The following is a 23,051-nucleotide window of genomic DNA, read 5'->3' as shown; positions in this document are numbered from 1 at the left end:
TACAATTATGAATAAAAAACTGTAATAAATTTATTTATCGGCAGACTAAGTAAGGGACATTTTAAAAGGAAGGATAAAATGAAAATATATCGGAAAAGTATTATCGCATTAACGATGGCAGTCAAAGGCTTTATTGCATTTGGTTTACTGTCTGTTCACAGTGCGGTTGTTGCTAATGAATCTAACTTAACCCTGAAAGATTGCCACGTCGAAGGGATAAAACAACAAATACAATGTGGCAAATTACTCGTTCCTGAGAATTATGCTAAACCTGATGGTGAAAAAATTACCATCAATTTTGCCGTTTTACCCGCTATTGATAAAAGCCAAAATAAAGAACCATTAATGTTTCTAGCTGGTGGTCCTGGACAAGCTGCAGTTAGCCTTGCCGGTGGTCTATATAAAGCTTTTAATGAAGTGAGAAAGTCTCGCGCATTAATATTAGTTGACCAACGTGGTACGGGAGAATCACACCCTTTACAATGTGATGACAATATCGAGCAAGATGTTTATAGCTCTATCCCCGAAGATTTTACTGCTCAAGATGTGAAAGACTGTTTAGCAACCTTTACTGGTGATTTAAGCCAGTATAATTCTGAGAATGCTATTCGAGATTTTGACGCAGTACGCGCAGCCCTTAATCATGACAAAATTGCTATTTATGGTGGGTCATATGGCACTAGAGCAGGTTTAGTCTACATGCGTTTATTTCCTGAATCGTTAAGCAGTGTGGTGTTAGATAGTGTAGGCCCGATTGAAGTGCCAATTGGGTTATTTGGTAAAAGTGCTGAACGTTCTTTTTCAATGTTGCTAGAAAACTGTCAGAAAGAAGCAAGTTGTCAGCAAGCCTATCCCAATTTAGCCAATGAGTTTAAACAAGTCATTGCTACCTTAGATGAGACACCCGTATCTATCAATATTCCACATCCACGTTTAGGTACGCAAACCCCGTTAGTGGTTAATAAAAGTAAATTTATTTCCGCTATTTTTATGCAGTTATATAGCATTGAAGGACGTTCTTTAGTGCCGTTGATAATTCATCAAGCTTCATTAGGAAATTTTTCACCTTTTGTTGGTTTAACGGCAATGAGCGAAGGCGGTATGGGTATGTATGTGGGCTTAACATTTAATATTGTTTGTAATGAAGATATGCCAAAAGTGACACAAGAAATGATCAAGGCGGATTCTGATAACAATTTTAACGGCAATTTGAGTCATGTCGCTTGGCAAACGGCTTGTCCATTGTGGCCACAATACCGTCCAAGTGAAGATTTTTATAATCCCGTTACTGCCGATATTCCAACCTTGATAATTTCTGGTGAATTAGACCCAGTTACGCCACCTAGTAATGGTGAATATTCAAATAAAACACTACCGAATAGTAAGCACATTATTATGAAACACAGTAGCCATACACCTGCTGTATCAGGATGCGCAATTAACGTAATTAATGAATTTTTAAATAAAAAAGATCCAAATGACTTGGATGAATCTTGTTTAGATGAAATACCTGCAGAGTCATTTATGACTGGCTTAAACGGCGGGATATAGGGAGATAATTATGATTGAAGTAAATAATTTACATAAAAGCTTTAGCTCGAAAAAACACACAGTTAAAGCCCTAGACGGTTTATCGTTTCAAGCAAAAGATGGTGAAATTACCGGAATACTCGGCCCAAATGGCGCAGGAAAAACAACGTGTTTACGTACCTTGTATGGTTTGCTTTCTGCGGATGAAGGTTTTGCCACTATTGATGGAATTCACGTCACTGAAAATCCCTTAGCGGCACGAGCAAAGTTAGGTATCTTTCCTGATAAATTCGGCTTATATGAACGCTTAACTGCTTATGAACAAATTGATTATTTTGCTAGCTTACATGGCTTAACAGGGCAAGCTAAAAAACAAGCGATTGAATCTGTTTTGACAGATTTAGATATGCATGAATTAGCCCACCGTAAAACCGCTGGTTTTTCTCAAGGTCAACGAATGAAAGTTACGTTAGCGCAAGCGCTTGTTCATCAACCGCAAAACTTTGTTTTAGATGAGCCTACTCGTGGTTTAGATGTTATGAGTACTCGAGTATTAAGAAACTACTTAAGTAAATTTAAAGCCAAAGGTCATTGCATTTTATTTTCTTCACATGTGATGCAAGAAGTTGCAGCATTGTGTGATCGGGTGATTATTGTTGCCAATGGCAAATTAGCGGCGCAGGGCACTCCGCAAGAATTATGTGATTTAGCAGGTGAAACACAATTAGAAGAAGCCTTTGTTAAATTGATTGGTTCAGATGAAGGAGTGGCAGCATGATCCAGTTTAAAGCATTACTGTTTAAAGAGTTAAAAGAAGCCTTTCGCGATAAACGTGCTTTAATGGTGGCATTAAGCATGGGGATTTTATTACCGATAATGATCATGGTGATGTCAAAAGTGATGATCAAAGAAGCGGTTGATAACCCACCTATTTATGTAAAATTTACTGGTGAAGAATACGCGCCTAAATTAATTAAAGCGTTTAAAGATGCCAATATATTTTCGTTTAAAGATGTGCCAGAAGATGAACAACGTAATTGGAATGAGCGTAATATTGATTTTATCATCCCAGATACTTTTGCCCAAGACATGAGTGACGGCGTCCCTATTGAAATCATTTTACGCGCTGAATACGGGGAGAAATCTTTAGCATCTCCTATACGTAGAATTAAAGATGTAGTACGCGATTATTCTCGTTCTATAGGTTTTAAACGCCTACTTGTTCGGGGTATTGATGTAAAATTACTGCAACCAGTTAACCTTCAAGAACAAGATACGTCATTACCCACCAGTAATGCAGTGATGATTTCACTAGTTTTAGGGATGTACTTGATGATGGGGGCATTTATGTCTGGTTTATCCATTTCAATTGATTCAAGTGCCGGAGAGCGTGAACGCAATGTTTTAGAAATGTTGCTATGTCAGCCAGTTAGTACGGTAAAAATTGTCCTAGCTAAGCTATTTTGTTCAAGCATTATCGCGATAATCTCGATAACACTTATGCTAACGTTAACCTCATTCTCAATGAATTTTGTCGACTTAGCTAAAATTGGCGCAACGTTTAATATTGATATGATGACAACTGTGACGTTAATCTTGTTATTGATCCCTATTTGCTTTTTAGCATCGTCATTACAATTGTTCTTTGCTTTTCAAGCCAAAACATTTAAAGAAGCACAATCGACAGTCACTATGTTAATTATGTTGCCGAGTTTTGTGCCAATGGCAATGATGATGATGGACGATAAACCGGCTTGGACTGAATGGATGCCAATTTCTGGTCAATCATTATTAATGGAAGATATTTTTAAAGGTTTACCGGTTGATTGGATGGTACTTATAGTAACGAGTGCTGCAACCCTTGCTTTGACCGCTGGGCTGGTTATAACCTTAGCGAAAAAACTGACGTCTGAAAAAGTTGTCATGTCGTTAAGTTAAATTTATCAAGAAAGGTTTGTAAATTAATTGTTAAATATGAATAACTCGGTAGAATTCATGGGACAACAGCAAGATCGTTTTAAAACGACATTCACTCATGATGCGAGTTATTCATTGAATCAATTTATTAACCAACAAGCCGATAGCGGAAAAGTTCAAGATCAGCAGGTAAAAAACCCGCAAGAAATTTTTACTGATTGGATGTCGGAGCATGAAAAATTGCTTCGCCATATCATTACAGGTTTTGAAGCCAAACCGGCCATTCAAGACGAGCTTTTTCAAGAAATCGCGTTAAATGTCTGGCGAGCACTACCAAAATTTAGGCATGACTCTGCGGTTAAAACCTTTATTGCTCGCATTGCCCACAATGTTTTAGCAACGCATGTGGCAAAATCAGTTCGCACGGTAAAAGCGGATAAAGAATTAGCTGCTGTGCCAATGGAAGCTGAACAAGACTTAACACAACCTACCCCTTTTCAATCACTTGATCAAAAGCAGCGACAACAACGTTTAGCTCAGGCTATTCGTCAATTGAAGCTTGACCAGCAACAAGTGATCACTTTAGCTTTAGAGGGCATGAGTTATCAAGAAATAGCCGAGGTTTTATCTATTACCACTAATCTTGTCGGCGTAAGGTTACAGCGGGCTAAAAAAGCGTTAACGCAGTTATTGGAGTCGTAATGAAAGAAATTAAATCATCGCTAAATATAGACAAAGCAACTCAATCGCCTTTAACGGAGCAAGTTGATTTAACTGTTACAGATGAAGCTCATGACAATATTGTTGTCGATACCAATACCTCTGATGAAACTGAAATTTTAGATGAGCAATGGCAAAGTTTAACGCAAGACTGGCAATCACAACCGGTTGAAAAAACAGATATGCAAGCATTGTTAAAGCAAACGAAACGCCGCACCGCTTGGGCAAAAACTTGTTTTGGTTTAAATGTTGTTGCAACCGTAGGCTTATTTATCGCATTTGTTTATGGTTTGTTTGAAGATGAATTTGGTACACCATGGAATACATATTTAGGCGGCGGCGCCTTTATGTCACTGATCTTTGTTTATTATGAAATGAAAATCCGCGCAAAAACATGGCGTCAAATCAGTGACAGCCCAGATCAAGCCCTTGAAAATGCCTTAGCAGGCTGTGAATCTTCTATGAAATACATGTCGTTAACTAAGTGGTCATGTATTCCTTTTGGTGTATTAGCAAACTGGTTTGTTTATTCTGTAGGATCTGAAGGTAATAAACCTATGTTAGCAGCATTGATATTCATCAATGTGTTTATTGCTGTGATGTTTTTAATCACCGAGTTAATTCATCGAAAACGTAAAAAAGAGTTTAAAGAACTTAACGATAAAATTTCAAACTTATAACGGATTAGTGTTGATAAAGTTAACTTTAATTCGGAATTACAATTTTTAACCGTGTTTTATTTGTTGTTCTTTGGTTTTTTATTCGATATATTATCCTCAAGACGAATTAGATTTCGTCATTAAAATCTTTAACCGCATTTTAAACAATACTCACTGGAATAGCTCAGTACAAAATGAGCTAATTCAAGTGGGTTTTTACATGTACAAATGAGCCTCTTTAGGGCAGAATGTGCGGCATTAAAATTGAACTTAACAAGATAGCCTGTTGGTTTAGCTGCTGGCTCATTACTTGAGGAAAAAATATGTTTACACGTGATATGAATATTGCTGATTTTGACCCTGAATTATATCAGGCAATGAGTAGTGAAGTGGTGCGTCAAGAAGAACACATTGAGCTAATCGCTTCAGAAAACTACTGTAGCCCACGAGTGTTAGAAGCTCAAGGTTCACAATTAACCAATAAGTATGCTGAAGGTTACCCTGGAAAGCGTTATTACGGCGGTTGTGAATATGTTGATGTTGCAGAGCAATTAGCTATCGATCGTGCTAAAGAATTATTTGGTGCAACTTATGCGAACGTTCAGCCACATGCTGGTTCACAAGCAAATGCTGCTGTTTTCCAAGCATTAGTTAAGCCGGGTGGAAAAGTATTAGGTATGAGTCTTGCTCATGGTGGTCACTTAACACACGGTTCTCACGTTAACTTCTCTGGCAAATCTTATGAAGCATTTCAATATGGCCTTCACCCAGAAACAGGTGATATCAATTACGAAGAACTTGAAGCTTTAGCTGAAGAACACAAACCAGAAATGATCATTGGTGGTTTCTCTGCGTTTTCTGGTGTTGTTGATTGGGCACGTATGCGTAAAATCGCTGACAAAGTTGGCGCTTACTTCTTCGTTGATATGGCTCATGTTGCTGGTTTAATTGCTGCAGGTTTATACCCGAACCCAGTTCCTCACGCTCACGTGGTTACTACAACAACGCATAAAACATTAGCCGGCCCTCGTGGTGGTTTAATTATTTCTGGCTGTGATGACGAAGATGTTTATAAAAAATTAAACAGCGCTGTTTTTCCTGGTGGTCAAGGTGGTCCTTTAATGCACATCATCGCAGCTAAAGCGGTAGCATTTAAAGAAGCCTTAGCACCTGAGTTTAAAGTTTATCAGCAAAACGTGTTAGACAATGCCAAAGCTATGGTTGCGGTACTTCAAGAACGTGGTTATAAAGTTGTGTCAAATGGCACAGAAAACCACTTATTATTACTTGATTTAATTGACAAAGATATTACTGGTAAAGATGCTGATGCTGCTTTAGGTCGTGCTCATATTACCGTAAATAAAAACTCAGTACCAAATGATCCTCGTTCTCCATTTGTTACTTCTGGTTTACGTTTAGGCACTCCGGCAATTACGCGTCGTGGATTTGGCCTTGAAGAAACCAAAGCATTAACCGGTTGGATTTGTGATATTTTAGACGATATCAATAACGAAGAAACTATTGTAAAAGTACAAGAAAACGTTAAAGAATTATGTTCACGTTTCCCTGTTTATAAATAGTACGTCGTTTGGCGTATTGATTGATAATAAGCTTAATTGTTATTAACGTTTTTATTATCAATGCATTTAGATTAAAATGGCCGCCTTAGCGGCCATTGTTATTTTTGCGCTGTAATAAAATTTTTGGAGCGTTTCATGTTTTGCCCATTTTGCTCGGCTAACGATACTAAAGTAATTGATTCTCGCCTTGTGGCCGACGGACATCAAATTCGACGTCGTCGTGAATGTGTCGCTTGCCAAGAGCGTTTTACCACGTTTGAATCAGCAGAATTGGTGATGCCTCGTATCATCAAACGTGATGGTTCAAGAGAGCCGTTCAATGAGGACAAAATGCGCAGTGGTTTAGTGCGTGCTTTAGAAAAACGTCCTGTAAGTGTTGAGCAAGTTGAACTTTCTATCAATAAAGTGAAGTCGCAAATGCGGGCAACAGGCGAGCGAGAAATTAGCAGTGAGCTGTTAGGCAATATTATTATGGGACAACTAAAAGAACTCGATAAAGTGGCCTATGTACGTTTTGCCTCTGTGTATCGTTCTTTTGAAGACGTGAAAGAGTTTGGTGAAGAAATTGCCCGACTCGGTAGTGATAAATAACCGGTTGACGCGACAAAATAGCACCTTATGAAGCATGCATTTACTCCCTTAGATCATCAATTTATGGCGCAAGCGATTCGATTAGCTGAACGCGGAATTTATACAACATCGCCAAATCCCAGAGTGGGTTGTGTGATTGTAAAAGATGGCCAGATGGTCGGTGAAGGCTTTCATGAGAAAGCAGGGCAAGGCCATGCTGAAGTGCATGCGTTAGCGATGGCGGGTGAAAATGCCAAAGGTGCTACGGCTTATGTAACGTTAGAGCCTTGCTCTCATTTTGGTCGCACACCGCCTTGTGCACAAGCTTTGATTGATGCTGGCGTTAGTAAAGTTATCGCCGCTATGGTTGATCCAAACCCTAATGTTTCTGGTCGAGGATTAGCTATGCTTGCACAAGCAGGCATTGAAACTCAATCTGGTTTACTTGAACAAGATGCTAAAACATTAAATGTGGGTTTTATTAACAGAATGACACTAGGTTTTCCCTATGTTCGTTGTAAACTGGCAGCAAGCCTTGATGGGAAAACCGCAATGGCGAATGGTGAAAGTCAATGGATCACCTCAAAAGCCGCGCGCCAAGATGTACAAAAACTTAGAGCACAAAGTTGTGCCATTATTACCGGAGCCGACTCTATATTAATAGACAATGCTCGTATGAATGTACGATGGTCAGAGTTAGGTGATGCACAGTTACATTATCGCGAAGAAGCCATTAGACAACCAGTGCGTGTTGTTATTGATACTAAAAATCGCTTAACGCCTGAATTAGCCTTTTTCTCTGTCGAGTCGCCGATACTATTAATCAGAACGAGTATTGAAAATAGCCATCAATGGCCTCATTTTGTAGAAGAAGTTATCTTGCCAAAAGCGTTAAATAGCGAGTACGTTGATTTAACCATCTTGCTAAATACCTTAGCAAAAAAAGAGTATAATGAGGTTTTAATTGAATCAGGCATGACATTAGCCGGGGCATTCATTGAACAAAACCTGGTGGATGAACTTGTGTTATATCAAGCACCCAAGCTTATGGGGCATGATGGCAAAGGCTTATTAAATATGCCTGTGGTGCAAACCTTGTCACAAGCAAAATCACTGAACTTTTCAGACATTACTTTAGTAGGTGATGACTTGAAAATAACAGCAAAATTTACCTAGCAATTATTAGAGACATCACATGTTTACTGGAATTATTGAAGCGGTTGGCAAAATTAAACAAGTTAATATTAGTGGCGACGGCGCTCGCATTACTGTTGATACACAATCGTTAGACATGAGTGATGTTAAACTGGGTGATTCTATTGCGACTAACGGCATTTGTTTAACTGTAGTGGCTTTTGACGAACATAGTTTTACTGCCGATGTTTCTAATGAAACGTTAACCCGTACAGGTTTTGCGCATTATAGTGCTAACCAACAGGTTAATTTAGAAAAAGCCATGTTACCGACAACTCGCTTTGGTGGGCATATTGTTTCAGGACATGTTGATGCGGTAGCGACAATTAATTCAATTAAAGTAAACGGTAACAGTATTGAGTATTGGCTTAGCATGCCAGAAGAGATTGCACCATATATCGCTGAAAAAGGGTCGATTACCATCGATGGTGTAAGCTTAACAGTAAACAGTTTAACGCAAGATCAGTTTAGACTGACAATTGTACCGCATACCAGTGAACAAACGATAATGCCAAGTTACCAAGTTGGCAGTAAAGTGAATATAGAAGTTGACGTAATGGCTCGCTATATCGAACGATTATTATTGAAAAAAAGTACGACTCAACAAGCGCCTTCTGGCGTAACCGAAGCTTTGTTAATGCAAAGTGGCTTTATTAAAGGTTAGCAAGAACATTAAGAGGAAATCATGAATTTACACTCTCCAAAAGAGATCATCGAAGATATAAAACAAGGTAAAATGGTTATCTTGATGGACGATGAAGATCGTGAAAACGAAGGCGATTTTATCATGGCTGCGGAGTTAGTGACTCCTGAGGCGATTAACTTTATGGCAACTCATGGTCGTGGCTTAATTTGTATGCCCATGTCAGTTGAACATTGTAAAAAGCTAAACTTGCCGTTAATGGTTGATAAAAATGATGCGCAATTTTCTACCAACTTTACCGTATCAATAGAAGCTGCTGAAGGCGTTACTACCGGTATTTCGGCTGCTGATCGTGCAACTACTGTACTTGCGGCGATTGGCAAAGACGCTAATCAACACTCAATTGTTCAACCGGGTCATATCTTTCCTTTAATGGCAAAAGATGGCGGGGTATTAAATAGAGCCGGTCACACGGAAGCTGGCGTTGATTTAGCGCGCTTAGCGGGTCTAGAAGCAGCAGCGGTTATTGTTGAAATTTTAAATGAAGACGGCACTATGGCTCGTCGTCCAGACCTAGAAGTTATTGCCCAAAAGCATGATTTAAAAATGGGCACCATTGCTGATTTAATTGAATACCGAAACGCTAACGAAACCACTATTGAGCGTATATCTCAATGTAAATTGCCGACGGCTTTTGGTGAATTCGACTTAACCGTTTTTAAAGATACTATTGATGGCCAAGCGCATTTTGCTTTAACCAAAGGTGAAATAAACCCTGAAAAGCCAGTATTGGTGCGGGTTCATTTAGAAAATACTTTTCGAGATTTGTTGTTTAGTCAACGAGAAAGTGTCGCGAAATGGCCCATTGGCAATGCATTAGAAAAGATTGGTCAAGAAGGTGGCGTGTTAGTGCTACTTGGTAAACATGAATCTCCTGAAGAACTTATTGCGACCGTGACTAAATACGCTAAGTTAGATGCTGGCGAAACCGTGAAAGAAGTGCAGCGACACGTTGGTTCAAGAAATGTCGGTGTTGGCTCGCAAATCCTCTCTAATCTAGGTGTCGGGAAAATGCGTTTGTTAAGCTCTCAAGTGAAATATCATTCATTATCAGGTTTTGGCTTAGAAGTGGTTGAATATATTTCAGAGTAACTTTTCAGTCATTTATTCCTCATAAAAAAACACGAGATATCTCGTGTTTTTTTATAAGCATACAATAGCTTAACTGCCCGTTTATTCATGAATAAAAGAGGGTGGTTTTCTATGTTGAGTTGCTTGTTCATAAGAAAAGGCTGCTTCAATCAACTTGCCTTCTTGCAATTTACCGCCAATAAATGAAATGCCGACTGGTAAATGGTGTACAAAACCCATTGGAACCGTAATATGCGGATAGCCTGAAATTGCCGCAGCACTGGAAGCTGCACCTAAATAATGATCGCCATTGATATGGTCTATCTTCCAAGCTGGCCCAGTGGTTGGGGCTATGAGTAAATCTAAGTTGTGCTGTTTAATTAAACTATCTATGCCTTGGGCTTGGGTCATTGCTTTTGCTGACGATAATGCTTGTTGATAATCTTTATCCGCTAAAGGCCCTTTCTCATTGGCCATTATCATGATTTCTTGATCAAAAAATGGCATTTCATCACTTTTATTTTGCTGATTGAATTCGATAATATCGGCCAATGATTTAGGTAAACCTTTTGCCGTAGTTGCTAAGTACTTATTTAAGTCATTTTTAAATTCATATAATAAAACGGTGAACTCAGCTTCACCCCATTTATCCATGTCTTCAAAATTTGTCTTATCGATAATAATAGCGCCTTGAGCCTTCATGGTTGCGATCGCTTGTTCAAATTTAGCATCTAATTTTTTATGGTAGCCGGTTAAATTTCTAACAACGCCAATTCGTTTGCCTGCTAAGCCATCGCTTTTTAAATGTGAAAGGTAATCTATGGTTGAGGTAATTGCATCAGAGTCTTGCTTATCTTCAGCCACCATTGCACTAAGTAGTATCACTGCATCTGTTACCGTGCGAGCCATTGGGCCTGCGGTGTCTTGACTATGAGCTATCGGGATAATACCGCTACGACTTACCGTACCTAATGTTGGCTTAATGCCAACTATGCCATTTATTGCTGAAGGACAGGTTACTGAGCCGTCGGTTTCTGTACCCACCGCTACGGTTGCTAAATTTGCGGCAATGGCAACGCCTGAGCCCGAGCTTGAGCCACAAGGAGAAGTCGTTAGATCATAAGGGTTGAGGGTTTGACCGTGTATTCCGCTCCAACCACTTGAAGATGAAGTTGAGCGAAAGTTTGCCCATTCACTTAAATTCGTTTTTCCTAAAATTATTGCCCCTGCTTTTTTCAATTGTTCGACAAAAAATGCATTATTTTTAGGGTAGTTATTTGCTAACGCATAAGAGCCTGCGGTATTAGCCATACCGTCAAGGGTGTCAATATTGTCTTTTAATAGCACAGGAATACCATGCAATGGCCCAACAAAACCGTTCTTTTTAAATGATTCATCTAAAGATTTTGCTTGCGCTAAAGCGTGTTGATTTAATTGAGAAACGGCATTTAATTTTGTGTTATTTTTATCAATGTTATCAATACGAGCAAGGTAAAATTGAACCAGTGCCTCACTGGTAAGTGTACCTGCTTTCATTTGTTGATGAAGGTCGTTAATCGTATGTTTTTCATTGATATTAACCTGTGCTAAACAAAGATTACTAACGAAAAGTGAAAGAAAGATTAATCCAAAAAATTTGTGCATATTGTCGAGCCAAATGATTACTGTTATGGCTTTTATAACGTGAAGATAAGGTTTAGGTCTAGCGAAAATACGGATACAGAACTGAAAACCTTTATTTGATATGGAATCTTATTCTTACACTTTGTAGGAATGATAGGATTAGCATTGGCCTACTGATAACAGAAAACTGACAACAGACAAAACGCGAATAAGCCATCAAAATCTATTTTTGGATTCATGGATCAGAGATCTGTTTATCCATGAATCTGTATTTAGACTTTTTAGCTTATGCGATTCAACAGATTGTTTTCTATGTAAATGCCTTTATTTTTTCAAGAATACCTGTGCAGTCTAAGCCAAGTTCTTGATGAATTTCTTGTTGAGTACCATGTTTAATAAAAGTATCAGGTAAACCAATATTTAATATTTTAATGGCATAGGCTTTACTTAAAATGTATTCATTAACCGCAGAGCCTGCGCCGCCTGCAATTGCGTTATCTTCAACGGTTACTAAACAGGTATGATTTTTGACTAATTCATCAATCAATGTTTCATCAAGCGGTTTAACAAAGCGCATATCAACAACGGATGCATTAATTGCTTCTGCGGCCTTGCTGGCTTCCGCTAACGTTGTGCCAAAATTTAGAATCGCAATATTTTCACCGTCAACGATAACTCTGCCTTTTCCTATTTCAATGGTTTCATTAATGTCAGGCAATGTTTCACCTGTACCATTTCCACGAGGGTATCTTACTGCTGCAGGGCTGTTAAGTTTATGTCCGCTGGTTAACATTAATTGGCATTCACGTTCATTTGCTGGTGTCATGATCACCATATTAGGAATGCAGCGCATAAAGCTGAGATCAAAAGCCCCTTGATGGGTAGGACCATCTGCGCCAACAATTCCGGCTCTGTCGATGGCAAATAAAACGGGCAAATTTTGTATGGCAACGTCATGAATTAACTGGTCGTAGCCACGTTGTAAAAAGCTTGAATAGATTGCGACAACCGCATTATGTCCACCGATGGCTAAACCTGCGGCAAAGGTAACGGCGTGCTGTTCGGCAATCGCCACATCATAATATTTTTCAGGGAATCGTTGGCTAAATTCTACCATGCCTGAGCCTTCTCGCATCGCCGGTGTAATCGCGACAAGTTTTTCATCTTGTTCAGCTGTTTTACATAACCAATCACCAAATATTTTTGAATAGGTTGGTAAACTAGGCTTACTAGCGGGCAAGCTAGTGTCAGCGGGGTTAAACTTAGGCACTGCATGATATTTAATCGGGTCTTGCTCGGCAGCGTGATAGCCTTTGCCTTTTTTGGTGGCTATATGCAATAACTGAGGACCCTTAAGGTTTCGCATATTGGTGATGGTATCAACTAAACCATTGACATCGTGACCATCAATTGGACCAATATAGTTAAAGCCTAACTCTTCAAAAAATGTACTAGGTACGACCATTCCTTTAAGATGCTCTTCAGCTCTACTAGCAAGTTCTTTAATGGGCGGAATGTTTTTAAGTATGCGCTTACTACCTTCACGAATTCCAGTGTATAGGCTTCCTGAGAGCATTTTTGCTAAATGATTGTTCAATGCGCCAACATTTTCAGAGATCGACATTTCATTGTCATTAAGAACTACTAGCATATCTTTATGAATATCACCGGCATGGTTAAGTGCTTCAAACGCCATACCTGCGGTCATTGCGCCATCACCAATAACAGCAACCGTTTTACGATTTTTTCCTTCTTTCTCAGCAGCGACAGCTAAGCCAAGCGCCGCAGAAATAGACGTACTCGAATGGCCAACACTTAATACATCATATTCGCTTTCTTCGCGCCACGGAAAAGGGTGTAAGCCATCTTTTTGTCTGATGCTAAATAATTGATCACGGCGCCCAGTAAGAATTTTATGTGGATAAGCTTGATGACCAACATCCCAAATTAAATGATCAAATGGCGTGTTATAAACATAATGCAAAGCAACGGTAAGTTCTATGGTACCTAAGCCTGAAGCGAAATGGCCACTACTATTACTAACAGAATTTAATAAATAACGACGCAATTCTTCACTTGCTTGCGGTAAGCTTGCTTGATCTAATTGACGTAAATCAGCCGGATAATTGATTTTCGAGAGTAAAGGATAGTCGTTCAGGTTTATAGTCATAGTTATTATTTTCAGCAACAGTACTTGTACTTGGTAGCAACTTAGCTAGTTCTGCGAATGATAAAAGTCGCAAATTCCGATAGATTCTGTGTATTGTAAGGTAAATGATGTAAAGCTTGTAGTGCTTGTTGATATAAGTTGTCAGCTTTTTGCTGTGCTCCCTGTAAACCAAGCAGTGCAGGGTAGGTACTTTTGTTCGCTTCAATATCGGAACCAGCAGGTTTACCGAGTTCTTCTTCACTGGAAGTAATATCGATAATATCGTCACGCACTTGATAAGCCAAGCCGATTAATTTAGCAAAAGAAGCCAAGTGTTCTTTTTCTTCTGCGGTTACCTCTTGTGAACATTCTGCTGCCATTAATACTGAAGCTTCGAGTAAAGCACCCGTTTTTAAAGCGTGGAGTGTTTCTAATTGTGCTAAAGAAATGGTTTGATTGGTTGCTGATAAGTCAAGCGCTTGACCGCCACACATGCCTTGATAACCACTTGCTTTGACTAACTGTTGAATAAGGTTAATACGTTTGCTTGAAACCGCTTGTGAAAACGGATGATTAGCTAAAATATCAAAGGCTAAGGTTTGTAAACTATCACCGGCTAAAATGGCCGTAGCTTCATCAAAGGCGATATGACACGTTGGTTTGCCTCGTCTTAGGTTATCGTCATCCATTGCCGGAAGATCGTCATGTAATAATGAATAAGCGTGGATGCATTCTAATGCGGCTGCTATGCCGTCAAGATCATGTTCATTGACTGATAACGATTTACCCGTGATATAAGCAAGATACGGACGCATTCGTTTGCCACCAATCAATAAACCATAGCGCATTGCTTCAAGCAATTTGGCATCATTTACGGTTAGGCTGTCGAGTTTGTTTAATAAATATTGATTGGTTCTTTCTTGAAAATATTCAAGTTGGGTTAGCGTTGCCACAACTATGCATTCTCGTCATAGTTAAAATCTTCAAGTTTGCTGACACCTTTATTGTCCATTAATATTTGGACTTTTTGTTCAGCCTCTTTAAGCTTTGTTTGACTCACTTGACTTAAGCCAAGACCTCTTTCAAATAATGCCATAGAGTCCTCTAAGCTTAATTCGCCTTTTTCAAGGTTTTGGACAATCTGTTCAAGCTCATTTAGTGAATCTTCAAAGCTTAAATTTTCAATTTTTTTACGGGCCATTAGGGAAAAATTAATCACTATTTTATTAGATAACGCGCAAGTTACCTCAGCTAGTCTTATTGGTCAATGCTGCTTATTTTTATATGATAAAAAAAATAATATCTAATTAGGGTTAAGTTATTGACAATATGGACGATAATAACTGTATAACAAAAAAATACCAACTTCATAATTAATACGTTGTTTATGTTTTAGCCGATGTTAGTATTTGTATTCGCGTATCTTAAAACCTTAAGGTATTATCAATTTAAGGTGATGGATTTAGTAACATATTTGGGAGGCTTATGTGGATTTAGCTACGCTACTAGGAATTTTAGGCGCCATTGGTTTTATTGTAATGGCAATGATCTTAGGTGGCGATATCAGCATGTTTGTGGATACTCAATCCGTTCTGATCGTTTTCTGTGGTTCCTTATTTGTTGTTTTGTCTAACTATAATCTTGGTCAATTTTTCGGTATTGGCAAAATCATGGGCAAAGCGTTCATGTTTAAAATTGAACAACCTGATGAATTAATTGAAAAGTCTGTGGAAATGGCTGACGCTGCACGTAAAGGTGGTTTTTTAGCGCTTGAAGAAGCTGAAATCTCTAATGCCTTTATGCAAAAAGGTGTAGATATGTTAGTGGATGGCCATGATGCCGATGTGGTGCGTGGTACCTTACAAAAAGATATCAATTTAACTACCGAACGCCATGAAAAAGGTATCGGGATGATGATGGCATTAGCGGATGTTGCGCCTGCTATGGGTATGATAGGTACGCTTATCGGTTTGGTTGCTATGTTATCTAACATGGATGATCCGAAAGCAATTGGCCCGGCAATGGCGGTTGCTCTATTAACTACACTTTACGGTGCTTTCTTGGCAAACGTGATTGCGATTCCAATAGCAAATAAATTAAAAGTTCGTTTAGATGAAGAAAGACTTAATCAAGAACTTATTTTGGATGCTGTTTTGGGTATTCAAGATGGGCAAAATCCACGCGTTATCGAAGGCTTATTGAAAAACTATTTAGCTGAAGGTAAACGTAAAATTGATACCACCGAAGAGTAACTGAGAAATTTATGGCTGATCAAGAATGTAAATGTCCACCGCCGGGGTTACCCGCTTGGATGGGTACTTTTGCTGATTTGATGTCGTTGCTGATGTGCTTCTTTGTATTGCTATTGTCTTTTTCTGAGATGGATGTTTTAAAGTTCAAGCAAATTGCTGGTTCAATGAAGTTTGCTTTTGGTGTGCAAAACAAAATTGAAGTAAAAGATATTCCAAAAGGTACCAGCATTATCGCGCAAGAATTTCGACCTGGTAAGCCTGAGCCAACTCCTATCGAAGTGATTCAGCAGCAAACTGTTGAAATGACTCAACAAATGTTAGAGTTTCAAGCGGGTGATGAAACCTCTGCTGGTGGTCGCCAAGAACAACGTGGTACTGAACGTGGTGGGCAATCACAAAGTACGGCAGATGAAATGTCAGCGCAAGCGATGCAAAAAGCCAAAGATGAACTTGAGCAAGCTTCAGAAGAACAAGTTAACGAATTGGTTAAAAAAATTGCTGAACAAATGGAACAGCAAATTCAAGATGGCGCTATTGAGTTAGAATCATTAGGTCAACAAGTGATCATTCGCATCCGTGAAAATGGCGCGTTTCCATCAGGTTCCGCATTTTTACAACCAAAATTTAAACCTATTATTCGTGAAATTGGTGAACTACTAAAAACAGTGCCCGGTGAAATAATGGTCTCTGGTCATACTGATAACCAAGGGATTAGTTCTGAGTTATTTACCTCAAACTGGGATTTATCCAGTAAACGTGCTGTAGCTATTGCCCATGAGTTAGTGAAAGTTCCTGATTTTGATGATTCACGTATGTTAGTCGCGGGACATGCAGATTCACGTCCACTAGTGCCTAATACGAATGCGTTAAATAGACGTCGTAATCGTCGGGTTGAAATTGCGATTAATCAAGGTAAACCTAAAGAGACAGAGCCATTTTCCGTGATTAATAATAATAATTAATTCGTGATTGTGAACGTTGAGATTATAGCTTTGCTGTTTTGAAAATGAATTGAGAACAAAGTAAATAATTGAATTGTTAGGCTATTTAAAGAAGATCTCTTACGAGATCTTTTTTTGTGCGTCAATTCTTGTACATAACGCTTAGGCATAAGGTATAATGCGCGCCAATTATTTTCTTGGTTATCAACATCGGTATTATTTATGAAGTTTATTGTGAAGTTACAGGCAGAAATTGCGATAAAAAGTCGCCCTGTACGTAAGCGTTTTACCAAAATATTAGAATCTAATATTAAGAACGTTTTACGCCGAGTTGATGAGCAAGTGACCACAAAAATTAACTGGGACAGTATTGAAGTTAATACCAAAAATCTTGATGAAAAAAATCGAGAACAGTTAATTGATACGCTGCAATGTATTCCTGGTGTTGCTCAGTTTATTGAAGTGCAACGCACAGAATTTACTGATTTACATGATATTTTTGAGAAAACTTTATCCGTTCATGCCGACACAATCGCTCATAAAACTTTTTGTGTTAGAGCCAAGCGCAATGGCGATCATGAATTTAGCTCATTACAAATTGAGCAATATGTTGGTGGTGGTCTTAATCAAGCTGTTGAGAGCGCTAAGGTTAAATTAAAAAAACCAGAAGTGACGATTAACTTAGAGGTTAAACATCAAGAGCTTTTTATCGTTACCCATAAATTTAAAGGCTTAGGTGGTTTTCCTATTGCCACTCAAGAAGATGTTTTATCGTTAATGTCAGGTGGTTTTGATTCCGCCGTTTCTAGTTTTCAAATGATCAAAAAAGGCGCACGCACGCACTTTTGTTTTTTCAACTTAGGTGGCTCTGCCCATGAAGTTGGCGTAAAAGAAGTCAGTCATTATTTATGGAATAAATTTGGTGCCTCACACCGTATTAAGTTTTTCGCTGTTGATTTTGAGCCGGTTGTTGCCGAAATTTTAGAGAAAATTGAAAACGGTCAAATGGGCGTAGTATTAAAACGTATGATGATGCGTGCAGCGGCAAAAGTGGCTGAAAAACGCGGTATACAAGCACTTGTAACCGGCGAAGCTTTAGGTCAAGTGTCGAGTCAAACCTTAACAAATTTAAATGTTATTGATCGCGTAACCGAAACGTTAATTTTACGTCCTTTGGCGGCTTATGATAAACAAGATATTATTGATATCGCTCGTGAAATAGGCACTGAAGATTTCTCTAAAACTATTCCTGAATATTGTGGTGTTATTTCGAAAAAGCCAACCGTAAAAGCGGTTTTATCGAAAATTGAAGCTGAAGAAGAAAACTTCGATTTCTCTATTTTAGATCAAGTAGTAGAAGCAACTCGAATTTTTGATATTCGCGACATTGGTGATGCAGCAGAAGAAGAAATACATGCCGTTGATGAAGTCGCTAATATCGGTAAAAATGCTGTCGTTCTTGATATTCGTAGTCCTGAAGAAGAAGACGAAAATCCGTTAGAATTAGACGGTGTTGAAGTAAAGCATTTACCTTTTTATAAGTTATCCACGCAATATGGCGACTTAGATCAATCGAAAGAATATTTATTGTATTGCGATCAAGGGGTGATGAGTAAACTACAAGCCCTTTACTTAATTGATAATGGCTTTAAAAACGCGAAAGTTTATCGTCCATAAGTAACGTTTTAACAACACCTAGAGAAAGCCCTGAAGCTAGCATCTATTTTTGGATGCTAGCTTTTTTATTTGTTGCCAAAGTGCCGTGTTATGTGGGGTTGGTATGTTATGTATTGCCCCTTGTTGATGAACAAAGCCGTTGATATGGTCAATTTCAGTTTTTCTTTTGGCATGAATATCGCTACGCATTGAAGAGCAGTTTAACGCAGTATTTTGTGCAACCTTACAAACCGTTTGGGTTAAATCATGTAGCGATAAGCTTACTTCATGCTTGCGTGCAATCATCACAACTTCTTGTAAAATCGCCTGAATTTCCTGCTGAAATTTTACGTTTGCAATCACGCCATTATCGCAATTGTGTATCGCGGTTAAAGGGTTAATCACACAATTGATGGCGAGCTTAATCCATTGTTTTTCTTTGATATGTTGTTGCCAAGTTACCGAGGGTAGCGCTTCATTTAACATCTTGACTAATGTGCTGCGTTTATTTGCTGAAATATCACCCGCGATTAAACCAATATCACTATGGCCTTCGCCGGTATGCATAATATTAAAATGATCGGTTTTTAAACTGCCATGCGTCATTAACATCGCAATGTTCGCTTGGTTTTTTTTAAGTGGTAAGGCAAATGACTTAATGTCTATGAGTCCATTATGGGAGAAAATAATGGTGGCATTTTGATTAAACAACGGATGATATTGCAGATGTGCTTGCTCAAGGGCATAAGCTTTTAAGCAATAAATAATTAGATCAGCTTGTTGAAGATGTTCATCGCTTGCAAAGGCTATTATTTGTTGATGGCTTTGTTGTGAGCTATCTGTAAATGTCATGCGCTCAGGTAAATTTGTGACCTTGGCAGAGCATCGTAAGCTAACGTTATTGTGAGCTTGTTGGCTAAGTTTAAAATACCACAATAATCCAATGGCACCTTGGCCAATAATAACAATATTCATCGCGGCTCTTTTTCAAGGGACGGGCGTTTAAGCCAAACTATCGCCATATAAAGTGTAATGCCGACAACATCGGCTACAAAATCACTAACTTCACCTTTTCGAAATCCTAAATACAGTTGGCTTAACTCTGTTACAGCGCCATAAAAAATCATACAAAGACAGATATTTACTAAAGGTAGTGATAAGTTTTTATGTAAAAACCAGGTAAGACAATAAAAGCCTAGGAAATGGCCAAGCGTATCTATTTGTAAGCTTTGCTCAATAATAAATAGAGGTTCAAAAAAAGCGCTGGTGAGTAATATTATCGTCAAGATAACAAACAATATGATTGTAAGGCGTTGTTGAGTTTTCATCATCAGATCATAACATGAGAATTTGGCAAGGTGCCATGCGGATTATTAGTTTTTCAACGATACACTTTTTGTTATTATAACCTCATATAACCTTGTGAATTAGTTAAGTTAAGCGAGAATAATATGCCTTCAATGGATATAGTGTCAGAAATTAATATAGAAGAAGTTCGAAATGCAACTGAAAATGCTAGCAGAGAGTTAAGCACCCGTTTTGACTTTAGAGGCGTTGAAGCTAGTTTAGAGTGGAAAAAACCTAATGTTGTCGTGAAAGCTGAAGCGGATTTTCAAGTAAAACAATTAGTTGATATGCTCAGGTCGCAATTAACCAAACGACAAGTTGATGCCAAAGCTATGACTGTTGGTGAGCCTGAATTTTCTGGTAGAAACTGTTCAGCAACTATTTCATTTAAAGAAGGTATTGAACAACCTATCGCCAAGAAATTAGTGAAAATTATTAAAGACAGCAAGCTAAAAGTGCAAGCGTCAATTCAAGGTGAGCAACTTAGAGTGACAGGTAAAAAGCGTGATGATTTACAAGCAGTGATGCGCTTAGTCAAAGAGTCTGATCTTGATCAATCCTTTCAGTTTAATAATTTTAGAGATTAATCAAAAACGCTTAGCAACATTAAATTGTTAAATGACTAAATAAAAAGCCGATAATTTTTCATTATCGGCTTTTTCTTTCCGCTTATATTTAGCAGTTCATATCTTTTCATACCATTATACTGATTAGGTTTAGATTTCATCTGACAATCAGCTAAGAGCGAAATGCCGACTTTGGGAAAAAGCGGTTTATAGCCTGTTATTTCGACTTTGCGGACATTCACTATTAACCTAACAAAGGGCATGTATCTATTTGACACCTTAACCTCTTGTTATGTGCGTTACAGTTTTCTCTTCAGCCTTTTTTCTATTTGTCTTTTTTCCCAATCAGCACCGAAAAAATTTGTTATTTCAAAAACACTAAGTCCGTGAGAAATTACGCCAATTCCCCAACCAATAGCTATCCACCAAGCCCAAATGTAATTAGGGTTTGTTATTAGGTTTAAAATAAAAAATGCCCCAACAACTATTCCATAATTAATAAGGTGCGAATAAAAATCTTTTATGTCTTTTACATGTTCAATTATTTCAACTTCTTTATCCGAAAGGTTTGTTTTGGTATCCATAACCGTCTCCTGTTGTAAGTCTTGAATATTAACTTCAAAAACAGCAGCTAAAGATTTCAATGATTCCAATCCAGCAGTTTTTCCTCTTTCAATGCGTTGAATTGTTCTTACACTCAATCCGCTGAATTGAGCAAGTTGTTCTTGAGACCAACCTTTTTGTATTCTTAGTTTGCGAACGATCATTTATATATCCTTAGCTGTAGTTCGATACTGATTATCAACCACATACCCTTATTTTGACTACGACACCTACGTGACATATTCATGACACTCATTAAATATCAGCAGGTTACAAACATACAAAAGTACATAACGCCCCAATAAGGGGCTGATTAATAGTTTGCTAAAATTGTGTAGCGAAGAGAAACCGAGCAAACTGTTAGCAGTCCCGCTTAATTTTCTTGTTAGTTTACCTGCATTCTCGGGCCAGTTTTATAAGACCCATCATTAGCAATCATTTCTTTAATTAGAGAAAAATCATCTTTTTCGGAAAATACATATTGCTCTGAAAATGTTACTTGCAAACTATTTAAGAATCTCACATTTTCAGCGGTTTGCTTCATAGGAACACCTGTTTCATATGCTTCACCATATTTTACAAGTTTTGAAGGGTTTTTAAGCATATGAAGCATTTGAGGATTCATTATAGACATTTGCTCTACTTGCCTTTTAGATTTAATTGCTCGCTCTGCAATTGAAGGACAAGTAAACGCTAGAGTTAACGTAGTTGAAAGAGGTAAATGAATTTGGATACCTTTTAAACCTACACCTAAGTTGCCATAAAATCCCATATCGATATCGTTGTACAATGTTATTGGGTTGTCTGATATATAAAATGGATTACTATTACACGTTTCGTATAAAATCCATGATTTATTCATTATGTGAGTTATCACATCATTTTGATCTAATATCATCTTCAAAAATAATGTTTTTCGTTCAGATGACCCCTCACTACCCAGTTCTTTCTCAATTTGTTCAGGTGTCGCCCCAATAGCCTCAAATTTATCTGATACTGCACTCATCAGATGGTTAATTCGTTGAAGCTCCCCAAATGACCTACCCCTTTGGACGGCTGTAAATGTTGCAATGATGATTTTCTCGTCTTCAGTAAGGCATGAGATATTATTAGCGGTAATAATTTTTTTAATAATTGGAGCCGCTTTAGTTTCATAAATACCTAATATAGGTTCTAAACTCGCTTTTTCAGGGTGATCACTAATATTGTAGAAACTATTTCTTGTTGTAGCATCAAATACAGATTGTTGAAATTCTCTTTCATTTTTTTTATCAAAAGTGAATAAACGTCGTTTCTTATTTTTTTTCCCAAAGCCGAAATGATCTAATAAAAATCGAGGTACAGTATGCTGTTTTTTTACATCCGTGCTCAATTTAGACGATTGACTCATTTAGACTCCATAGGTGATTGGTAAACTAACGCCCACTTAAGCGGACAAAAATTGTTGGCTATAATGTGTCGCGAAGAGGAAAAAGCCAACTGTAATTTTTCCGTTTGATGTTCTTGTTAGGTGCGAATTAATCCGGTTTATAGATATCATCTCTCGTTAAACCTACCACACCATGAATATCATCTAATGGTAAAGAGCTTGATTGCTTTGGTACAGGCCTACGCCCTAGGTTTTTAGCTACTAATACTTGATTCAGGTTTCCATTTATATAAACCCCGATACCTAGCTCACATTGATTAGGCCAAATATTACTTGATTCATATCGATTAACTTTAGATTCTAGGCTTCGTTGGGATCCAGCATATCCTCTTAAAATATGTGAATCTTCAATTAACCAATCACCATCAGAAGGTCGAATAACAACGTGTAAATTGGGTTTATCTACAATTTTAGGATTAGTGAGTTTATATAACGTAGTAGAATCATTGCTATCCAATAGTTTTCTCTTAGTCTTTGACATTAACTTCCCTTTATATCTTTATTCTAAATTTGATCGCATTAATTTATATAACTACAAAAC

General features: G+C 38.0%; 23 protein-coding genes. 14 read left to right on the top strand and 9 right to left on the bottom strand.

Translation table 11 applies throughout. The features are described 5' to 3' along the window. Positions 1–78 precede the first annotated feature (78 nt). From Q4493_RS02160 to ribBA, 10 genes are all read left to right on the top strand, one after another. Complete coding sequence (locus Q4493_RS02160; protein WP_303449052.1) at positions 79–1,551, top strand: alpha/beta hydrolase; 1,473 nt, start codon at positions 79–81, stop codon at positions 1,549–1,551. Positions 1,552–1,561: 10 nt separating this feature from the next. After that, entirely contained in the window at positions 1,562–2,308 is a 747-nt protein-coding gene (locus Q4493_RS02155) for an ATP-binding cassette domain-containing protein (protein WP_303449051.1), read from the top strand. Next, the gene (locus Q4493_RS02150; protein WP_303449049.1) at positions 2,305–3,468 is read left to right on the top strand and encodes an ABC transporter permease; all 1,164 of its coding nucleotides are present in this window, start codon (positions 2,305–2,307) and stop codon (positions 3,466–3,468) included. Before Q4493_RS02155 ends, Q4493_RS02150 begins: the two co-directional genes overlap by 4 nt. Positions 3,469–3,504: 36 nt before the next feature. Further along, positions 3,505–4,149: an RNA polymerase sigma factor gene (locus tag Q4493_RS02145; protein WP_303449047.1), complete on the top strand. Its 645-nt coding sequence runs from the start codon at positions 3,505–3,507 to the stop codon at positions 4,147–4,149. Next, positions 4,149–4,847 carry a hypothetical protein gene (locus Q4493_RS02140; RefSeq protein WP_303449045.1) on the top strand — a complete coding sequence of 233 codons (699 nt, stop codon included), beginning with the start codon at positions 4,149–4,151 and terminating at the stop codon, positions 4,845–4,847. Before Q4493_RS02145 ends, Q4493_RS02140 begins: the two co-directional genes overlap by 1 nt. 302 nt (positions 4,848–5,149) lie before the next feature. Continuing rightward, positions 5,150–6,406, top strand: coding sequence for a serine hydroxymethyltransferase (gene glyA / locus Q4493_RS02135; RefSeq protein ID WP_303449044.1), 1,257 nt, complete (start codon positions 5,150–5,152; stop codon positions 6,404–6,406). A 135-nt stretch (positions 6,407–6,541) separates the two neighbouring features. Next, the gene (gene nrdR / locus Q4493_RS02130; RefSeq protein WP_303449042.1) at positions 6,542–6,997 is read left to right on the top strand and encodes a transcriptional regulator NrdR; all 456 of its coding nucleotides are present in this window, start codon (positions 6,542–6,544) and stop codon (positions 6,995–6,997) included. A gap of 27 nt (positions 6,998–7,024) precedes the next feature. Continuing rightward, positions 7,025–8,152 (top strand): bifunctional diaminohydroxyphosphoribosylaminopyrimidine deaminase/5-amino-6-(5-phosphoribosylamino)uracil reductase RibD, encoded by a 1,128-nt coding sequence (ribD, locus tag Q4493_RS02125; RefSeq protein ID WP_303449040.1) that lies wholly within the window; start codon positions 7,025–7,027, stop codon positions 8,150–8,152. A 19-nt stretch (positions 8,153–8,171) separates the two neighbouring features. Next, positions 8,172–8,834: a riboflavin synthase gene (locus Q4493_RS02120; protein WP_303449039.1), complete on the top strand. Its 663-nt coding sequence runs from the start codon at positions 8,172–8,174 to the stop codon at positions 8,832–8,834. A gap of 21 nt (positions 8,835–8,855) precedes the next feature. Beyond that, a complete protein-coding gene (ribBA, locus tag Q4493_RS02115; RefSeq protein WP_303449037.1) occupies positions 8,856–9,965 on the top strand; it encodes a bifunctional 3,4-dihydroxy-2-butanone-4-phosphate synthase/GTP cyclohydrolase II in 1,110 nt (369 codons plus the stop codon). Positions 9,966–10,046: 81 nt separating this feature from the next. On the opposite strand, the gene Q4493_RS02110 is transcribed toward ribBA, so the two are convergent. From Q4493_RS02110 to Q4493_RS02095, 4 genes are all read right to left on the bottom strand, one after another. Continuing rightward, positions 10,047–11,588 (bottom strand): amidase, encoded by a 1,542-nt coding sequence (locus Q4493_RS02110; protein ID WP_303449036.1) that lies wholly within the window; start codon positions 11,586–11,588, stop codon positions 10,047–10,049. 289 nt (positions 11,589–11,877) lie between these two features. After that, positions 11,878–13,737 carry a 1-deoxy-D-xylulose-5-phosphate synthase gene (gene dxs / locus Q4493_RS02105; RefSeq protein WP_303449035.1) on the bottom strand — a complete coding sequence of 620 codons (1,860 nt, stop codon included), beginning with the start codon at positions 13,735–13,737 and terminating at the stop codon, positions 11,878–11,880. 41 nt (positions 13,738–13,778) lie between these two features. Continuing rightward, on the bottom strand, positions 13,779–14,669 hold the full coding sequence (gene ispA / locus Q4493_RS02100) for a (2E,6E)-farnesyl diphosphate synthase (protein ID WP_303449034.1): 891 nt from the start codon (positions 14,667–14,669) through the stop codon (positions 13,779–13,781). Positions 14,670–14,671: 2 nt separating this feature from the next. After that, entirely contained in the window at positions 14,672–14,917 is a 246-nt protein-coding gene (locus tag Q4493_RS02095; RefSeq protein ID WP_303449033.1) for an exodeoxyribonuclease VII small subunit, read from the bottom strand. Positions 14,918–15,203: 286 nt separating this feature from the next. Between Q4493_RS02095 and pomA the strand changes: the two genes are divergently transcribed. From pomA to thiI, 3 genes are all read left to right on the top strand, one after another. Then, positions 15,204–15,968, top strand: coding sequence for a flagellar motor protein PomA (gene pomA, locus Q4493_RS02090; protein ID WP_303449032.1), 765 nt, complete (start codon positions 15,204–15,206; stop codon positions 15,966–15,968). Positions 15,969–15,979: 11 nt separating this feature from the next. After that, positions 15,980–16,930, top strand: a complete 951-nt coding sequence (locus Q4493_RS02085) for a flagellar motor protein MotB (protein ID WP_303449031.1) — start codon at positions 15,980–15,982, stop codon at positions 16,928–16,930. Positions 16,931–17,131: 201 nt separating this feature from the next. Beyond that, a complete protein-coding gene (gene thiI, locus Q4493_RS02080) occupies positions 17,132–18,586 on the top strand; it encodes a tRNA uracil 4-sulfurtransferase ThiI (RefSeq protein ID WP_303449030.1) in 1,455 nt (484 codons plus the stop codon). Between the two features lie 36 nt (positions 18,587–18,622). Here thiI and Q4493_RS02075 read toward each other — a convergent pair whose 3' ends face one another. Both Q4493_RS02075 and Q4493_RS02070 read right to left on the bottom strand, forming a co-directional pair. Then, entirely contained in the window at positions 18,623–19,540 is a 918-nt protein-coding gene (locus Q4493_RS02075) for a ketopantoate reductase family protein (RefSeq protein ID WP_303449029.1), read from the bottom strand. Beyond that, positions 19,537–19,893 (bottom strand): VanZ family protein, encoded by a 357-nt coding sequence (locus Q4493_RS02070; RefSeq protein ID WP_303449028.1) that lies wholly within the window; start codon positions 19,891–19,893, stop codon positions 19,537–19,539. The genes Q4493_RS02075 and Q4493_RS02070 overlap by 4 nt, the downstream gene beginning before the upstream one ends. A 123-nt stretch (positions 19,894–20,016) precedes the next feature. On the opposite strand from Q4493_RS02070, the gene Q4493_RS02065 reads away from it, so the two are divergent. Next, positions 20,017–20,499, top strand: a complete 483-nt coding sequence (locus Q4493_RS02065) for a YajQ family cyclic di-GMP-binding protein (RefSeq protein ID WP_303449027.1) — start codon at positions 20,017–20,019, stop codon at positions 20,497–20,499. A gap of 278 nt (positions 20,500–20,777) precedes the next feature. Here the strand turns inward: Q4493_RS02065 and Q4493_RS02060 are convergent, their stop codons facing one another. The 3 genes from Q4493_RS02060 to Q4493_RS02050 all read right to left on the bottom strand — a co-directional run bounded on the left by Q4493_RS02060 (position 20,778) and on the right by Q4493_RS02050 (position 22,991). Next, the gene (locus tag Q4493_RS02060; RefSeq protein ID WP_368506774.1) at positions 20,778–21,245 is read right to left on the bottom strand and encodes a 2TM domain-containing protein; all 468 of its coding nucleotides are present in this window, start codon (positions 21,243–21,245) and stop codon (positions 20,778–20,780) included. A 221-nt stretch (positions 21,246–21,466) separates the two neighbouring features. Beyond that, positions 21,467–22,471: a DUF4238 domain-containing protein gene (locus tag Q4493_RS02055; protein ID WP_303449026.1), complete on the bottom strand. Its 1,005-nt coding sequence runs from the start codon at positions 22,469–22,471 to the stop codon at positions 21,467–21,469. A gap of 127 nt (positions 22,472–22,598) precedes the next feature. Beyond that, positions 22,599–22,991 (bottom strand): hypothetical protein, encoded by a 393-nt coding sequence (locus Q4493_RS02050; RefSeq protein WP_303449025.1) that lies wholly within the window; start codon positions 22,989–22,991, stop codon positions 22,599–22,601. Between the last annotated feature and the right edge of the window lie 60 nt (positions 22,992–23,051).

Source organism: Colwellia sp. 1_MG-2023, assembly GCF_030546755.1.
In the GTDB taxonomy this organism is placed as follows: domain Bacteria; phylum Pseudomonadota; class Gammaproteobacteria; order Enterobacterales; family Alteromonadaceae; genus Thalassotalea_H.
This window is presented reverse-complemented; position numbering and strand designations above follow the sequence as displayed.

Coding starts and splice junctions, on each gene's coding strand:
- Q4493_RS02160 (WP_303449052.1), top strand. CDS start 79: ATGAAAATATATCGGAAAAGTATTATCGCATTAACGATGGCAGTCAAA.
- Q4493_RS02155 (WP_303449051.1), top strand. CDS start 1,562: ATGATTGAAGTAAATAATTTACATAAAAGCTTTAGCTCGAAAAAACAC.
- Q4493_RS02150 (WP_303449049.1), top strand. CDS start 2,305: ATGATCCAGTTTAAAGCATTACTGTTTAAAGAGTTAAAAGAAGCCTTT.
- Q4493_RS02145 (WP_303449047.1), top strand. CDS start 3,505: ATGAATAACTCGGTAGAATTCATGGGACAACAGCAAGATCGTTTTAAA.
- Q4493_RS02140 (WP_303449045.1), top strand. CDS start 4,149: ATGAAAGAAATTAAATCATCGCTAAATATAGACAAAGCAACTCAATCG.
- glyA (WP_303449044.1), top strand. CDS start 5,150: ATGTTTACACGTGATATGAATATTGCTGATTTTGACCCTGAATTATAT.
- nrdR (WP_303449042.1), top strand. CDS start 6,542: ATGTTTTGCCCATTTTGCTCGGCTAACGATACTAAAGTAATTGATTCT.
- ribD (WP_303449040.1), top strand. CDS start 7,025: ATGAAGCATGCATTTACTCCCTTAGATCATCAATTTATGGCGCAAGCG.
- Q4493_RS02120 (WP_303449039.1), top strand. CDS start 8,172: ATGTTTACTGGAATTATTGAAGCGGTTGGCAAAATTAAACAAGTTAAT.
- ribBA (WP_303449037.1), top strand. CDS start 8,856: ATGAATTTACACTCTCCAAAAGAGATCATCGAAGATATAAAACAAGGT.
- Q4493_RS02110 (WP_303449036.1), bottom strand. CDS start 11,588: ATGCACAAATTTTTTGGATTAATCTTTCTTTCACTTTTCGTTAGTAAT.
- dxs (WP_303449035.1), bottom strand. CDS start 13,737: ATGACTATAAACCTGAACGACTATCCTTTACTCTCGAAAATCAATTAT.
- Q4493_RS02095 (WP_303449033.1), bottom strand. CDS start 14,917: ATGGCCCGTAAAAAAATTGAAAATTTAAGCTTTGAAGATTCACTAAAT.
- Q4493_RS02085 (WP_303449031.1), top strand. CDS start 15,980: ATGGCTGATCAAGAATGTAAATGTCCACCGCCGGGGTTACCCGCTTGG.
- thiI (WP_303449030.1), top strand. CDS start 17,132: ATGAAGTTTATTGTGAAGTTACAGGCAGAAATTGCGATAAAAAGTCGC.
- Q4493_RS02075 (WP_303449029.1), bottom strand. CDS start 19,540: ATGAATATTGTTATTATTGGCCAAGGTGCCATTGGATTATTGTGGTAT.
- Q4493_RS02070 (WP_303449028.1), bottom strand. CDS start 19,893: ATGAAAACTCAACAACGCCTTACAATCATATTGTTTGTTATCTTGACG.
- Q4493_RS02065 (WP_303449027.1), top strand. CDS start 20,017: ATGCCTTCAATGGATATAGTGTCAGAAATTAATATAGAAGAAGTTCGA.
- Q4493_RS02060 (WP_368506774.1), bottom strand. CDS start 21,245: ATGATCGTTCGCAAACTAAGAATACAAAAAGGTTGGTCTCAAGAACAA.
- Q4493_RS02055 (WP_303449026.1), bottom strand. CDS start 22,471: ATGAGTCAATCGTCTAAATTGAGCACGGATGTAAAAAAACAGCATACT.
- Q4493_RS02050 (WP_303449025.1), bottom strand. CDS start 22,991: ATGTCAAAGACTAAGAGAAAACTATTGGATAGCAATGATTCTACTACG.